13 protein-coding genes are annotated in these 14,535 nt (G+C 66.2%); 11 read left to right on the top strand and 2 right to left on the bottom strand.

Translation table 11 applies throughout. The annotated features are described in order from the left end of the window. Genes CTP10_RS00135 through CTP10_RS00125 form a run of 3 tightly spaced genes read left to right on the top strand, consistent with a single transcriptional unit; the run spans position 1 to position 5,250 of the window. Positions 1-693 carry a DUF4194 domain-containing protein gene (locus CTP10_RS00135; protein WP_442875096.1) on the top strand — a complete coding sequence of 231 codons (693 nt, stop codon included), beginning with the start codon at positions 1-3 and terminating at the stop codon, positions 691-693. Continuing rightward, positions 686-4,060: an ATP-binding protein gene (locus CTP10_RS00130; RefSeq protein WP_116322312.1), complete on the top strand. Its 3,375-nt coding sequence runs from the start codon at positions 686-688 to the stop codon at positions 4,058-4,060. Before CTP10_RS00135 ends, CTP10_RS00130 begins: the two co-directional genes overlap by 8 nt. Beyond that, positions 4,057-5,250 (top strand): DUF3322 domain-containing protein, encoded by a 1,194-nt coding sequence (locus tag CTP10_RS00125; RefSeq protein ID WP_116322311.1) that lies wholly within the window; start codon positions 4,057-4,059, stop codon positions 5,248-5,250. Before CTP10_RS00130 ends, CTP10_RS00125 begins: the two co-directional genes overlap by 4 nt. A 78-nt stretch (positions 5,251-5,328) precedes the next feature. Here CTP10_RS00125 and CTP10_RS00120 read toward each other — a convergent pair whose 3' ends face one another. Beyond that, positions 5,329-5,760, bottom strand: coding sequence for a helix-turn-helix domain-containing protein (locus CTP10_RS00120; protein WP_116322310.1), 432 nt, complete (start codon positions 5,758-5,760; stop codon positions 5,329-5,331). Between the two features lie 74 nt (positions 5,761-5,834). On the opposite strand from CTP10_RS00120, the gene CTP10_RS00115 reads away from it, so the two are divergent. The 3 genes from CTP10_RS00115 to CTP10_RS00105 all read left to right on the top strand — a co-directional run bounded on the left by CTP10_RS00115 (position 5,835) and on the right by CTP10_RS00105 (position 9,280). Then, positions 5,835-6,725: a class I SAM-dependent methyltransferase gene (locus CTP10_RS00115; RefSeq protein WP_116322309.1), complete on the top strand. Its 891-nt coding sequence runs from the start codon at positions 5,835-5,837 to the stop codon at positions 6,723-6,725. Positions 6,726-6,870: 145 nt separating this feature from the next. Further along, positions 6,871-8,082, top strand: coding sequence for a hypothetical protein (locus CTP10_RS00110; protein WP_116322308.1), 1,212 nt, complete (start codon positions 6,871-6,873; stop codon positions 8,080-8,082). Positions 8,083-8,407: 325 nt separating this feature from the next. Further along, positions 8,408-9,280 carry a hypothetical protein gene (locus tag CTP10_RS00105; RefSeq protein WP_116322307.1) on the top strand — a complete coding sequence of 291 codons (873 nt, stop codon included), beginning with the start codon at positions 8,408-8,410 and terminating at the stop codon, positions 9,278-9,280. A 70-nt stretch (positions 9,281-9,350) separates the two neighbouring features. Here CTP10_RS00105 and CTP10_RS00100 read toward each other — a convergent pair whose 3' ends face one another. Continuing rightward, complete coding sequence (locus tag CTP10_RS00100; RefSeq protein WP_116322306.1) at positions 9,351-9,674, bottom strand: nucleotide pyrophosphohydrolase; 324 nt, start codon at positions 9,672-9,674, stop codon at positions 9,351-9,353. Positions 9,675-9,829: 155 nt separating this feature from the next. Between CTP10_RS00100 and CTP10_RS00095 the strand changes: the two genes are divergently transcribed. The 5 genes from CTP10_RS00095 to CTP10_RS00075 all read left to right on the top strand — a co-directional run bounded on the left by CTP10_RS00095 (position 9,830) and on the right by CTP10_RS00075 (position 14,442). Then, positions 9,830-10,489, top strand: coding sequence for a methyltransferase family protein (locus CTP10_RS00095; RefSeq protein ID WP_116322305.1), 660 nt, complete (start codon positions 9,830-9,832; stop codon positions 10,487-10,489). Positions 10,490-10,659: 170 nt separating this feature from the next. Beyond that, the gene (locus CTP10_RS00090; RefSeq protein ID WP_116322304.1) at positions 10,660-12,075 is read left to right on the top strand and encodes a saccharopine dehydrogenase NADP-binding domain-containing protein; all 1,416 of its coding nucleotides are present in this window, start codon (positions 10,660-10,662) and stop codon (positions 12,073-12,075) included. Next, positions 12,075-13,247, top strand: coding sequence for a glutathionylspermidine synthase family protein (locus CTP10_RS00085; RefSeq protein ID WP_116322303.1), 1,173 nt, complete (start codon positions 12,075-12,077; stop codon positions 13,245-13,247). The genes CTP10_RS00090 and CTP10_RS00085 overlap by 1 nt, the downstream gene beginning before the upstream one ends. Before the next feature lie 4 nt (positions 13,248-13,251). Further along, positions 13,252-13,980, top strand: coding sequence for a hypothetical protein (locus CTP10_RS00080; protein ID WP_158577724.1), 729 nt, complete (start codon positions 13,252-13,254; stop codon positions 13,978-13,980). 63 nt (positions 13,981-14,043) lie between these two features. Next, positions 14,044-14,442 carry a DUF350 domain-containing protein gene (locus CTP10_RS00075; protein ID WP_116322302.1) on the top strand — a complete coding sequence of 133 codons (399 nt, stop codon included), beginning with the start codon at positions 14,044-14,046 and terminating at the stop codon, positions 14,440-14,442. Positions 14,443-14,535: the final 93 nt, after the last annotated feature.

The raw sequence follows: 14,535 nt of genomic DNA, 5'->3' as shown, positions 1-14,535 counted from the left end.
ATGATGCAAGACCTGGATCCCATTGACGTGGCGGCGCCCGCCGCGGGCGTGCCGGCCAACCTCGCCCTGTCGGCGCTGGTCGTGCCGTTGCTGAAAGGCGTGCTCTACCGCGAAGGCGATGCCGCCCTCTGGCATGCGCTGCTGAACCTGCAACCCACCGTGCGCGACTATGTCGCGGTGCTGGGCCTCGAACTGGTACTGGAGGAGGCGGAAGGCTATGCGTTCCTGCGCTCGCAGCCGGACATCGAGGACGACGGCGCGCAGCGTCCGCCACGCCTGATCGCGCGGCGCCAGCTGTCGTTCCCGGTCAGCCTGACGCTGGCGCTGCTGCGCAAGAAGCTGGCTGAGTTCGACGCCACCGGCGGCGACACGCGGCTGGTACTGACGCTCGATGAAATCGCTGAACTGCTGCGGGTGTTCCTGCCCGGCGGCACCAATGAAGCCAAGTTGATCGACCAGATCGAACTGCATGTGAACAAGATCGTGGAGTTGGGTTTTTTGAGGCGGCTGAAGGCGGACGGCAATGCCCGCGCCGGCGGCGAGGCCGGCTTCGAAGTCCGACGCATCCTGAAGGCCTTTGTCGATGCTCAATGGCTGTCCGAGTTCGATGCCCGGCTGGCGGCCTACCAAATCCAGTTGAGCGGCCAAGGGGTCCCCACGTCCGTACTGAACGGGGGGCGAGCCGATGCATGAACCCCAAAATCTCGGCCTGGATTTCACCGGCGACGACACGCTGTCGGGCTTTCGCCTGTCCCGGCTCGAAGTTTTTAACTGGGGCACCTTCGACAAGCGTGTCTGGGTGATCCATCCCGAAGGCCGGAACGGGTTGCTGACCGGCGACATCGGCTCAGGCAAGTCGACGCTGGTTGACGCCGTGACCACGCTGCTTGTACCTGCCCAGCGCATCGCCTACAACAAGGCGGCGGGTGCCGAAAACCGCGAACGCACCCTGCGCAGCTACGTTCTCGGCCACTACAAATCCGAGCGCAACGAGGTCACCGGCACGACGCGTCCCGTGGCGCTGCGCGACCAGAACAACTACTCCGTTATCCTGGGCGTCTTCCACAACGCCGGCTACGACCAGACCGTGACGCTGGCGCAAGTGTTCTGGATGAAGGACGTCCACGGGCAGCCCGCCCGCTTCTATGTCGGCGCGGAGCAAGACCTCTCGATCGCACAGGACTTCGCCCACTTCGGGATGGACATCGCCGCGCTGCGCAAGAAGCTGCGCGCATTGAAGGTGGAGCTGTTTGACGCATTCAATCCTTATGGCGCCTGGTTCCGGCGCCGCTTCGGCATCGATAACGAGCAGGCGCTCGAACTCTTCCACCAGACCGTGTCGATGAAATCGGTCGGCAACCTGACCGACTTCGTGCGCAGCCACATGCTGGAGCCGTTCGATGTGGCACCGCGCATCGAGGCCTTGCTGGGGCACTTCGATGACCTGGATCGCGCCCATGAAGCAGTCCTCAAGGCCAAGCGCCAGGAGGCAATGCTGACGCCGCTGGTCGCCGATTGTGAGCGCCATGCCGAAGTGGCCGCTGCATCCGAGCAGCTGCGTGCCTGCCGCGAGGCGCTGCGCCCCTATTTCGCGCAGCTCAAGTTGGGCCTGCTGGACAAGCGCATTTCCGGCCTCACCGAGGAGTTTGAGCGGCAGGACAACCAGGTGCGCAGACTGCAGGAGCGGTACGAAAGCCAGCGCCGCGACGAAGCCGAACTACGTCGTCATATCGCCGAGAACGGAGGCGACCGCATCGGCAGGCTGGCCGAGGAAATCCGCTTGCAGACCGACGAAAGCTCCAGGCGGCAGCAAAAGTCAGAACGTTATGGCGAGCTGGTCCGCGCGGTCGGCGAGGCGCCCCCGGAGGAAGCGTCCGCCTTCCTGGCTTTAAGAGCGCGCCTTGCAGCACTGGCCGAGACGGCGAAATCCCGCGAAGCCGCACTGGAAAACGATCTTACCGAGCACGGCGTCACGCTGCGCCAGGGCAAGGCCGACCACGACGCGCTGGACGGGGAAATCCGCAGCCTGAAGTCGCGCCGCAGCAATATCCCGGCTGCCCAGATCGCCATGCGCAACGCCCTGGGCGAAGCCCTGTCTCTCTCCGAAGACGATATGCCCTTTGCCGGCGAACTGCTGCAAGTACGGGACGATGAGCGTGACTGGGAAGGTGCGGCGGAGCGCCTGCTGCACAACTTCGGCCTGTCGCTGCTGGTGCCAGATGTGTTGTATCCGGAGGTATCGGCCTGGGTGGACCGCACCCACCTGAAAGGCCGGCTGGTCTATTTCCGCGTTCGCGAAGGCGCCAGGACGGACGTCGCGGCGCTGCACCGTGATTCGCTCGCGCGCAAACTCGCCATCAAGCCCGATTCCCCGTTGTACGGCTGGCTGGAACGCGAGGTGGCCGCGCGTTTTGACGTCGCGTGCTGTGCCACGCATGAACAGTTTCGCCGCGAAACGCGTGCCGTCACGCGCGCCGGTCAGGTCAAGATGCCCGGCGAGCGCCATGAGAAGGACGACCGCCACCGCCTGGACGATCGCAGCCGATATGTGCTGGGCTGGAGCAACGCCGCCAAGATCGCCGCGCTGGAAAGCGAGGCTCGCACGCTGCAAAACCGGCTTGCGGAGCTGGGGGCGCTGATGGGCAAGCTGATGAACGAGCGAGACGTGCTGCGGAGGCAGGTCACGGCGTTGTCCCAGCTGGATATCTTTGCCGACTTCGAGGAGCTCGACTGGCAGGCGCCGGCGCGGGAGGCCGCCCGGCTGGCCGAAGAAAAACGCCAGCTGGAATCAGCGTCGGATGTGCTGCGGCAGCTGACGATCCGCCTTGACGAGCTCGGGGCTGCATTGCAGGAGACCGAGCAGCAGTTGGAAGACCACCGAGACAAGCGTTCGAAAGCCGAGGGCCGCAGGACCGACGCGCTGGCGCTGCGTGCCGAAACGCAGGCAACCCTGGACGCGTCTGCCGACTTTGCAGACATGGTCCCGACGCCATCCATCGATGCGCTGCGTGCCGAGATACTCGGCGAACACAGCCTGACGGTCGAGTCCTGCGACGGCCGCGAACGGGACATGCGGACGGCACTACAGGAGCGCCTCGACGCCGAGGCGAAGCGGCTGGTGCGGCTCAGCGAGAGCATCGTCAAGGCGATGTCAGCATATAAGGAAGCGTTCAAGCTGGAAACCAGCGAGGTCGATGCCAGTGTCTCGGCCGGCTTTGAATACCGCAGCATGCTCGATAAGCTGCGCACGGACGATCTGCCCCGTTTCGAGGCCCGCTTCAAGGAACTGCTGAACGTCAACACCATCAACGAGATCGCCAACTTCAACGCGCAGCTCGGCAAGGAACAGCAGACCATCCGCGAGCGCGTGGAGCGCATCAACGAATCGCTGACGCAGATCGACTACAACACCGGGCGCTACATCCGGCTGGAGGCGCAGGTTACGCCCGATGCCGAGATCCGCGACTTCCAGTCCGAGCTGCGCGCCTGCACCGAAGGTGCGCTGACCGGCTCCGAGGACAGCCAGTACTCCGAAGCCAAGTTCCTGCAGGTCAAGCACATCATCGAACGCTTCCGCGGCCGCACCGGCCTGACTGACCAGGACCGGCGCTGGACCGTCAAGGTGACCGACGTGCGCAACTGGTTCGTCTTCGGCGCAAGCGAACGCTGGCGTGAAGACAATGCCGAGCATGAGCACTACTCTGACTCCGGCGGCAAGTCAGGCGGCCAGAAGGAAAAGCTCGCCTACACCATCCTCGCCGCGAGCCTGGCCTACCAGTTCGGGCTGGAATGGGGCGCGGTGCGTTCGCGCTCGTTCCGCTTTGTCGTCATCGACGAAGCCTTCGGGCGCGGCTCGGACGAGTCGGCGCAATACGGCCTGCGGCTGTTCGCCAAGCTCAACCTGCAACTGCTGATCGTGACGCCGCTGCAGAAGATCCACATCATCGAGCCGTACGTGTCCAGCGTCGCATTCGTGCAGAACGACGAAGGGCGTGCCTCCAAGGTGCGCAACCTGACGATCGACGAGTACCGCGCCGAAAAAGCCAGGATGACCGCATGAACTGGAGCCTCCCCGCCGACTTGCGTGCCCAGGTGCAGAGGCTCTGGGACAAGGGCGACATCCTGCGCGCAATGGTCAGCTCGGTTCCGGAGGAAGTGCTGTTTCCGAGGCGGCTGACGTTGCGCGCACCATCCTCGGGTGAACTGACGGAGCGCTTCGAGGCAGCGCGCGCCTGGATTGGCGAGCTGCGGCAAATGGCGTATTTCCGGCTGGAAATGCGCGAATTCCGCCATCGAACGTTTGGCGCCAATTCCATGCCATGCGCGGCGTGGATCGACACGCTGAACGATGCCGTCGCACTGTTGGGCAAACGCCGCGAGGTCGAGCGCTTCGCCGCCATGGTTGCAGCAACGCGCGCTACGCAGCCGTTGCTGCTACCTTGGCTGACGCAGCGGCCCTTGCGCGCGCTGGAATTCCACGACGCCTGGGACAGGCTCCTTGCCATCGTCGGATGGCTGCAGCGGCACCCGAGGCCTGGCGTATACCTGCGCCAGGTCGATCTCCCAGGCGTGCATACCAAGTTCGTTGAGGCCCATCGCGGCGTGCTGGCCGAGCTGCTGGACCTGGCGCTGCGGCCTGACGCCATCGCCGCGCAGCACTCCGGCGTCCACCAGTTTTCCACGCGCTATGGGTTTCTCGACAAGCCGATGCGCATTCGCTTCCGCTTCCTCGACCGCAACAACCGCACGCTGCCAGGCAATGCGCCGACGCACGATGTCACGCTGGATACCGACAGCTTTGCGGCGCTGGCACCGGGTGTCTCGCGCGTGTTCATCACGGAAAACGAGACCAACTTCCTGGCCTTCCCGGAAGTGCCCGAAGGCCTGGTGATCTTTGGCGCGGGCTATGGCTTCAGCCTGCTCGCGGGCGCGTGCTGGCTGTCGGATTGCCGGATTTACTACTGGGGCGACATCGACACCCACGGCTTTGCCATCCTGAGCCAGCTGCGCGGCGTGCTTGAGCATGCCGAATCGATCCTGATGGACCGCGAAACGTTGATGGCATTCGAGGGGCAATGGGGCGTGGAGGACTGCCAGATGCTGCGGAATCTGCCCCGGCTGAACGCCGATGAACAGGCACTCTACGATGACCTGCGGGATAACCGCATCCGCAAGAACCTGAGGCTTGAGCAGGAGCGCGTCGGGTTCGATTGGGTTCGCGCCGCAATCGGAAACATCGCGCACGATTAAGCACCGCTGGTCTTCTCCCCTCTCCCGCGGCGAAAGAGGCGCCGGGGAAGAGGGCCGGCGCGTTCCACGGCGATGCCTTCACCTCGCGGCAACGCCTGCCTTTTTCCTGCCTCCGATCGCCCCGGCTGCCGCCGCGCCCAGAATCCGCCGGAACGTCGGGCATTCCATATGGCTCGGCGCCGGGCACACGGCCGCGTGCCGCAAGCCATCCCGCATTGCCGTCAGCTTGCGGATCGTGCGGTCCAGTTCATCGGCCCTGGCCGCGAGCAGCTTCCGGTCGATCCGTGGCCCGCCTTCCGGCGAGAACATCCGGGCGATGTCGTCCAGCGAGAATCCTGCCGCCCGCCCCAGCGCGATCAGCGCCAGCCGTTCCAGCACACCGGCGTCGTACACCCGCCGCATCCCGCGCCGGCCGATGGGAGCGATCAGGCCCTTTTCCTCATAGAAACGCAGCGTCGACGCAGGCACGCCCGCCTGCTGCGCCACTTCGGCGATATCCAGGCTTTTCACCGCTTGACCTCAAGTTGACTTGAACTGGCACAGTGTAGCTTCGACGCCATGATGGCGTGCGGGAGGACACAACCATGGGTGACAAGCAGTCAACGAGCAATGGTGCCGGCGAACAGGCCGCGCTGTGGAACGGCCCGTCCGGCCAGGCATGGGTAGCGCAGCAGGCGCTGCTCGACCAACTGTTACAGCCGCTGGAAGCGCTGCTCGTCGGCGCGGTCGATGCCGGCGCGGCGCGGCATGTGCTTGACGTCGGATGCGGTGCGGGCGCGACGACGCTGGCGCTGGCGCGGAGCATCGGCGCGCGCGGGCAATGCACCGGCATCGACATCTCCGGCCCGCTGGTGGACGTGGCACGGGCGCGCGCGCAACGGGAAGGCGTGCCGGCCACCTTTGTCCAGGCGGATGCGCAAACCCATGTCTTCGCGCCTGGCACCTTCGACGCAATCGTGTCGCGCCTCGGCGTGATGTTCTTCACCGACCCGGTCGCCGCCTTTGCCAACCTGCGGATTGCCGCGAAGGCGGGCGCCGCGTTGCGTTGCATCGCATGGCGCGGTGCGGCGGAAAACCCGTTCATGACCACTGCAGAGCGCGCCGCTGCGCCGTTGTTGCGGAACCTGCCACCCCGCCAGCCGGGTGGCCCTGGGCAGTTCGCGTTCGGCGATCGTCAGCTGGTGCGGTCCATTCTCGAGGACAGCGGCTGGACCGCCATCGACATCACGCCGATCGACGTGGCATGCGCGCTGCCGGCGCACGCGCTGGAAGACTATTTCACGAGCCTGGGCCCCGTCGGCCTGGCGCTGCGGGACGCAGACGCAGGCACGCGTGGCCAGGTTGTCGAAGCCGTCGGCAACGCCTTCAGGCCCTATATGCGTGGCCAGACCGTGCACTTCACCGCTGCCTGCTGGATGATTGCCGCGCGGGCGCCCACTGGCTCGGAGACAGGGGAGACAGGTGGTCATGGCTGACGCCGTAATTACGGGGCCTGCCGCATTCCATCGCCAGGAAGCCTAAGTTAAGTGCGCTACCGCACCGAGCATCCGTTGTGCAGGCCGAGAATAGGAACCCTTCGGCGCCATCGCGCACCGCATTCCGCTACCGCGGGGCAACTGCATGGCAAGGCTTACTGGCCGACTGGCCGCCTGCATCGCATCCAGCCTTCTGCTCACCACTGTTGCGCAGGCGTCGGATATTGCCTGCCATCATGGGCTGGGTTCGCAGGCCGCCCGCTGCGACGGCCAGCCGGTCGCGGGAAATACCTGCAGGCATGCGGACAAGCCGCCCAGTGGCGCCGCCCTGATCTGCGACTACACGATGCTCCGCGGTGCGTATGAACGCGTCTACGCAGAGCAGTTGCAGCTCTTGCGCACCGGGGAGATCGGGCCGGACGATATCGCCGCATGGCGAAGGCACCGGGATGCCTGCACGTCGGTGCCGTGCCTGGACAGGGCCTTTGCCAATTGGCGCGACTACAGGAGCCAGAAACCGGTTCCCCCCGCTGCCCAGGCGCCGCCGGCGATGCCCGCCCAAGCCGCGCGCAATGCCAGGAAGAGCAAGCCGGAGGCTGCCGGGCCGAGGGCTGAGGTCCGTCCCCCGCCGCCTGTGGTGAAGCCGGTGCCGCGGGAAACTCAGCAGGAGAGGCGGCAGGAGACGCAGCAGGAGAAGAAGCAGGCGACGCAGCAGGAGAAACAGCAGGCGAAGCAGCAGGAGACGCAGCAGGAGAAGAAGCAGCCGGAAACGCAGACAGCCCCGACGCAGCTTGCTTCTCCCGCTACGCCGCAGCCGTCGCCTGGGGCCGTGGTGCCGTCAGGAAGCCCACCACAACCCGTCAACCTTGTCGCGAAAAGCCAGCCGTTTCCGGATACCGTCCCGCCGCCTGCGCCGCAGCTTTCGCCTGACCCCTCGGCCGACAGGAAAATCAACGAGAGTCCGATTGCTCCGGCCACGATTGACCGGCCGCTCCTGGATTCCGCCCCCCTGCCCACGCCACAGTCCAGGCCCCAGGCCGTGACCAAGAGCGAAACCCCGGAGCGCCCCATCACCGCGCCGGCGATCAGTCAGCCGTCCCCCGGCCCCGCCACGCTATGGACTCCCGCCTACCCCGTGGATGGATCCTTGCCAGGCAGATGGGAACCACTTGGCGCGCTGGCGTGGTTGAGTCTGTGCGGCGCCTGCATGGTCCGTTGGTGCCGCCGGCGGCAGGTTCCATGGCTGCCTGATGCCGCGCGCCGGCGCCAGCGGACGCGGACCGCGGCGCGGATCGTGCTGGTATCGGCCGGACTGATCGCCGTGAACAGCATCGTGCTGTTCTGGATCCTGGCGTAACGCCGGACAGTGGGCCAGGTGCAGCGGGAAACGCGTGGAGCGTCCGGATGCGGACGCAAGCAGACACAGCCTGCGGAGCGCGGGCCGTGCGCCGCCGCATCCGGAGCGGTCGGCTTCATGAAAAGATCAACCGCCAGCGGGCTTTCGATCCAATGATCAAGCCGCGCCAGGAAGCCATCGCCAGCCGCGCGCACAGCCCTGTGCCCGGACACCCCTGCCGCTTCCGTGCGCCACCGTACCGAACATCCGCTACAGGGCGCCAGAATAGGACCCCATCGACGCCGTCCCTGCGCCGCCTCCCTCGGCTTGCCCCCGGGGCGACAGGATGAAAAGGCTTCCCGGCCCTCTGGTCGCTTGCATCTCGATCAACCTTCTGCTCACCGCCGGTGCGCAGGCGTCGGATATCGCCTGCAAGAACACGCTGCGCTCCCCGGCCGCCCGCTGCGACGATCTGTATGCCTCCCCCAGCCCATGCAGGGAAAACAGGCAAGCAAGCGCAGCCACGCTGATCTGCGACTACGCGATGCTCTATCGCAATCACGAACGCATTCATGCACAGCAGCAGCGACTGCTGCGCACCGGGGTAATCGCGCAGGACGACATCGCCGCATGGCGACGGCGCCGGGATGCCTGCACGTCGGTGGCATGCCTGGACAGCGTCTTTGCCAGCTGGCAACCGCACAGGAACCGCAAACCGGCACCTCGCGCCTCCGCGCCGCAACCCAATGCGCCCGAGGCGCCTGTGCGCAACATTGCAAAGAGCGAGCCGCAAGCGGCACCAAAGATGGCGCCCCAGCCAACGCTGGCGAGCCGGCCGCAGCCCGCTCCGCCGGTCCTCGTGCCACAGCCTGCGCCTGCTCACGAAGCCGAGTCGGGAAGCCTCGATGACCGCCTCCCTCCTGTCGCGATCGATCGACCGCGCCCGGCTTCCATCCCGCTGCGTACGTCGCCGCCGCGCGCGCTGGCACCACGGCAAACCGGTTGGGAATCGCTTGGCACGCTGGCGTGGCTGGGCATGTGCAGCGCGGGCATTTGCTGCTGGTCTCGCAGGACGCGGGGGGAATGGCTGCCCGGCGCGCACCGCATGCGCGAGCGCCTGCGCGACGCGTCCGCCATGGCGCTGACGGTCTGCGGGCTGTTGATGCTGAATGCCGTGCTGTTCGTATGCATCCTGGCGCAAGGCGCATCCGCCTCATGAAGCCTGGGCCGCCGTCGCGCAATGCCACACAGGCCTGGGCTTCCGGCGTCGGTTCATCCAGCCCGCCCGCTCACTCCGGCAACGGATATTTCCTGGCATTCATCTCCATCTTGGCGCGGACCGCGGCGTCAAGATCGACGCCCAGCGCCGTCACCAGCTGCGTCAGGTAGATGGTGATATCGGCCAGCTCCTGCTCCACATGCTCGCGCTTGTGCGACGACATGACCTGGCGCGACTCCTCCTCGGTCTGCCACTGGAAGATCTCGACCAGCTCGGCCACCTCGACGCTCAGCGCCATCGCCAGGTTCTTGGGGCTGTGGTACTTGCCCCAGTTACGGAGCTTGCCGAAGTCATAGGCGGCTTGCTGCAGGTTCTGGATATCGATCAGTGGCATGGCGGATGGCGTTGGCGTTTCATGGTGCCCCTGCGACGTCAGGGCATCGGCAGCGGGGCGAAACCGCAATTTAAGCACGGCCACGCACGCTCGACAGCCCCGCCATGCCGGGCTTACGCTACACAGGTGCATCGATCGTCGCAGCGGAGGTCTCCATGCGCCCGACTCCTGGCCTGGCATTCGCCACCCTCGCCGGCACCGTTGCCTACCTCGCCATCGCGATCGCGGGCTGGGGCCGCATCGGCGCCTTCTTTGCGCATCCCGCGCGCGTGGCCCTCACCATCGTGCTGTTCGCCCTGGCCGTGACCGCGCTGTTCTCCGGCGGCAACGTCAGCAGCGGCATGCGCGAAGACCGCGGCAACCGCTGGGTGCTGGCCGCGTTCGGCGTGCTCGGGCTGCTCGCGGCTTACCTGCCGGCTTATACCGACCGCATCGGCTTCTGGACGCTGGATGGGGATACCGTGCGCTGGATTGGCGTGGCGTTGTTTGCCGCCGGCGGCGTGCTGCGCTTGTGGCCGGTGTTCGTGCTTGGGCATCGGTTCAGCGGACTGGTGGCGATCCAGCCCGGGCATACGCTGGTGACTACCGGCATCTACGGCGTGATCCGGCATCCGAGCTATCTCGGATTCGTGGTCAGTTCGCTGGGATGGGTACTCGGATTCCGTTCAGGCGTGGGCGTGTTGCTGACGGTGGCGATGGTGCCGGTGCTGGTGGCGCGGATCCGGGCGGAAGAGGCGTTATTGCTTGATCAATTTGGGGATGAGTATGCGGCGTACTGTGGACGGACATGGCGGATGGTGCCAGGGGTGTACTAAGGTGTTGCCTACAAGGTCATACCGCCTGCGATGACACGGCTTGCACGCATGCTTGGCAGCAACCACTGCCCGCTATAGTATTGCCTTCGCCATTTCTGGCAAATCCAGACAGAACGAATAAAACCAGGCGCGCGGCCCGGCCGCTCGTCATTACGGGCATAAAGGTCTGCGTGATCGAACAAATCGTCATCGTCGGCTTCGGCTGCATCGGCCAGGCCGTGCTGCCACTGCTGGAGCGAACCTGGCCAGAGGCTGCGATAACCGTAGTGGACCGCGTGCTCGACCACACCCGCATGCAGATCGTAGCCGGACACGGCCTGCACGCCATCGAGGCCAACATCACCGCCGGCAACCATGAAACGGTACTTGGCCCGCTGCTGAGCCCCGGCACCTTCCTGCTGAACCTCGCCCCATCCGTCTGCAGCCGCGACCTGATCGCCTTTGCGCAGGCGCGCGGCGCGTTCTACGTCGACGCCGGCATCGAGCCATGGGACTACGAAGCCGACCCGCAAGCCTCGCACCTGAGCAACTACGCGCTGCGCGACGAGATGCTGGCCTTCGCCCGCGGCCGTGAATCCCTGCCGACCGCATTGGTCGCGCATGGCGCCAATCCCGGGCTGGTGTCCGTGCTGGTGAAGGCCGCGCTGATGGCACTGGTCGGCAACGTGGGATTACGGCTGCCGGAGCCTGAAGACCGCGCCGACTGGGCCGCACTCGCGCGCGCGCTCGACATACGCGTCATCCAGGTCGCCGAGTACGACAGCCAGCAAGCCCCCGGCTACCCGCGCGACGGCGAATTCGCCAACACCTGGTCCGCCGAAGGCTTCATCACCGAATGCCTGCAGGACGCCGAACTCGGCTGGGGCACGCATGAACCCACGCTGCCGCCCGACGGCTATCGCCACGGCTACGGCAGTGGCGCGGCCATCGCGCTGGACCGGCCCGGGCACCGCACGCGCGTGCGGTCGTGGTCGCCGCAGCATGGCCCCTTCGACGCGTACCTGATCACGCACAACGAATCGATCTCGATCGCCGAGTACCTGACCCTGACCGGCAACACCACCACCGGCCAGCCGCCATACCGCCCCACCGTCTACTACGCCTATCGCCCCACCACCGCCACGCAGGTGTCGATGCAATGGCTGGACGACCGCGCCGCACCGCGCGTGCGCGGCGAACGCATCCTGCGCGACGAGATCCAGTGCGGCGAAGACGAACTCGGCGTGCTGCTGATGAGCGGCCGGCACGGCGCGGTCTGGTACGGCTCGCGCCTGTCCGTGCAGCGCGCGCGCTCGCTGGCGCCGTACAACACCGCCACCAGCCTGCAGGTGGCATCGAGCCTGGTCGCCGGCATGCAGTGGATGCTGGCCAACCCCGCGCGCGGCGTGGTGGAATCCGACGCGCTCGACTTCCGCCCCGTGCTGGCCGATGCCGCGCACTGGTGGGCGCCGCTCAGCGTGCATTTCACCGACTGGCAGCCGCGGCCAGGCGCCACGTCGCTCGCCTTCAACGACTTCCTGCTCGACGACGCCACCGCGCAACCCGTCGCCTGCCAACCTGCAACGTCACCGACAATGGCCTGCTGATGCAACGCATCCCCCAGACCCCGCGCCGTAACTGGCCGCGCGAACTCGAGAAGGTCGGCTTCCACTTCCATTCGCTGGACGAGTTCAACGTCCCGCGCGAAGTCGATGACAACACCTTCTTCTACTGGCGCGAAGACGCCGCCTACGCCTTCAGCAAGCATGAGATCGAAACGCTGTACGCAGCCGCGTACGACCTCAACCAGCGCTGCCTGGAAGCCGTGCAGCACGTGATCGACCACGACCTGTTCGCGCGCCTGGCCATCCCGCAGGACTTCGCGCAACGGATCCGCACCTCCTGGGACCGCGACGAGCCCACGCTGTTCGGCCGCTTCGACATGACGCTGGACGAGCACGGCGTGCCGAAGCTGTACGAGTTCAACGCCGACACCCCCACCTCGCTGATCGAATCCGCCGTGGCGCAGTGGTACTGGAAAGACACCGTGCAGCCGCAGGCCGACCAGTTCAACAGCCTGCACGAGGCGCTGGTGGCGCGCTGGCAATGGCTGCGCCAGCACTACCGCAACGCCAGCGTGCTGCACTTTGCGTGCATGTTCGACAGCCAGGAAGACATCTGCAACACCGAGTACCTGATGGACACCGCGCTGCAGGCCGGCTGGTCCGTCAAGCTGGTCGACCTGCAAGACATCGGCACCGACGGCCGCGGCGGCTTCTATGACGCCGACGACGTGCCGATGGAAGTCGTCTTCAAGCTCTACCCGTGGGAATGGATGGCCACCTCCGACTACCGCGGCCAGCTAGCGCACAGCCCCGTGCGCTGGGTCGAGCCGCCGTGGAAGGCCGTGCTGTCCAACAAGGCCATCCTGCCGATCCTGTGGGAGCTGTTCCCGGGACACCCCAACCTGCTCGAAGCCAGCTTCGACCCCGGCCGCTTCGCCGGCCAGCCGCACGCCAAAAAGCCCTTCCTGTCGCGCGAAGGCGAGAGCGTGACCCTGCTCACCCCGGAAGGCCACGTCCACAACCCCGGCGAGTATGGCGAGGAAGGCTTTATCTACCAGGCCTACTCACCGGCGCGGCGCTTTGACGGCCGCCACACCACGCTGGGCGTCTGGATCGTCGACGACGTGCCCAGCGGCCTGTGCGTGCGCGAGGAATCCGGGCCCATCGCCAGGAACACCAGTTTCTTCGTTCCACACTACTTCACGAACGCGTAAGCACATGGCCAAGAAGAAGCCGGGCAGCCAACGGCCGTCGAAGTACGACAGCCCCTACAGCCCCAGGCCCAGCCGCTCCGCGAAGGTGTCATGGCAGGCGCAGGCCTACAACACCCAGCCGAAGAAGTCGCCCACGCTGTGGATCATCGGCGCCTGCGCCGTGGTCGCCGGCGTAGCGGCACTCGGCTCCTGCAGCGACGACGCCGACGACGATCCCGGCGTGACCGTCCGCCGCGCCAGCTACGCCACGCTGCAAGACTGCGAAGCCGACTGGAACACGCCCAACGACTGCGAGAGCGTGCCGGCCGACGACACGCGCAACCTCTACAGCTCCAGCCTGGCCGACGCCGCCAGCAGCCCGGGCGCCAACGGCAGTTCAGGCAGCGGCCATGGCAGCACCGCTTACTACGCGCGCTGGTACGGCCCGTACTACACCGCCAGCGGCACCGTCTACCACCCCGACGGCTCGCAGACCCGGCGCGACATGTCGTCCGGCCCGCTGCGGCCGATGACTGCCTACGACAGCAACGGCATGCGCACGCAGCAGCAATGGGCGCCATCCACGCCGAACGCCGCGATGGTGGAAGAAGCCACCGTGCGCCGCAGCTCGCTCGGCCGCGGGCAATCCATGGGGCTGTCCATGCGCACCGCCGCCGTGTCGCGCGCGCCGGTGGTGTCGCGTGGTGGCTTTGCCAGCCGCTTTGGCAGCTCCGGGCGGTCTGGTGGCGGTTGAGTGTTGCTTCGCTTTCGCTGTGTCTTATTTCCTTCCCTGATCCACTGACAACGAGTCGAACCTATGGTCAATGCCATGCATCCGGCGCTTGCCTACCTGATCTATATCGTCACCAGCTTTGGCTTGCTGGGGTTGTTCCTGCTGGTCTATACGCGGGTGACGCCGCATCGGGAATTCCAGCTGATCCGCGAGGGGAACGTGGCGGCGGCGTTGTCGCTGGGTGGGGCGGCGCTGGGGTTCTCGCTGACGTTGTCATCGAGCATTCAGCATAACGCTACGTTTGGGATGTTCTTGTTGTGGGCGTTTGGGGCGTTTGCTGTGCAGGTGGTGGCTTACCTGGTGGCGGCGCGGGCGTTGGGGGGTGTCAGTGAGGCGATCTCAAACGACAACCGGGGGGTTGGGGCGGTGATGGGGGTGATTTCGTTGTCGGTGGGGGTGGTGAATGCGGCGTGTCTTAGCTGAGGTGGTGGAGGCAGGGCCGGCGGTGAAGCCCCCCGCGGCAGAATAGATGTCGCCCCTATAGAATTTGAACCCTGGGGGCGATGAGAGAGAGAA

Origin of the sequence: Cupriavidus sp. P-10, from assembly GCF_003402535.2 — a bacterium.
In the GTDB taxonomy this organism is placed as follows: domain Bacteria; phylum Pseudomonadota; class Gammaproteobacteria; order Burkholderiales; family Burkholderiaceae; genus Cupriavidus.
The sequence above is the reverse complement of the archived record's forward strand: the minus strand, read 5'-3'. Positions and strand labels throughout refer to the sequence as shown.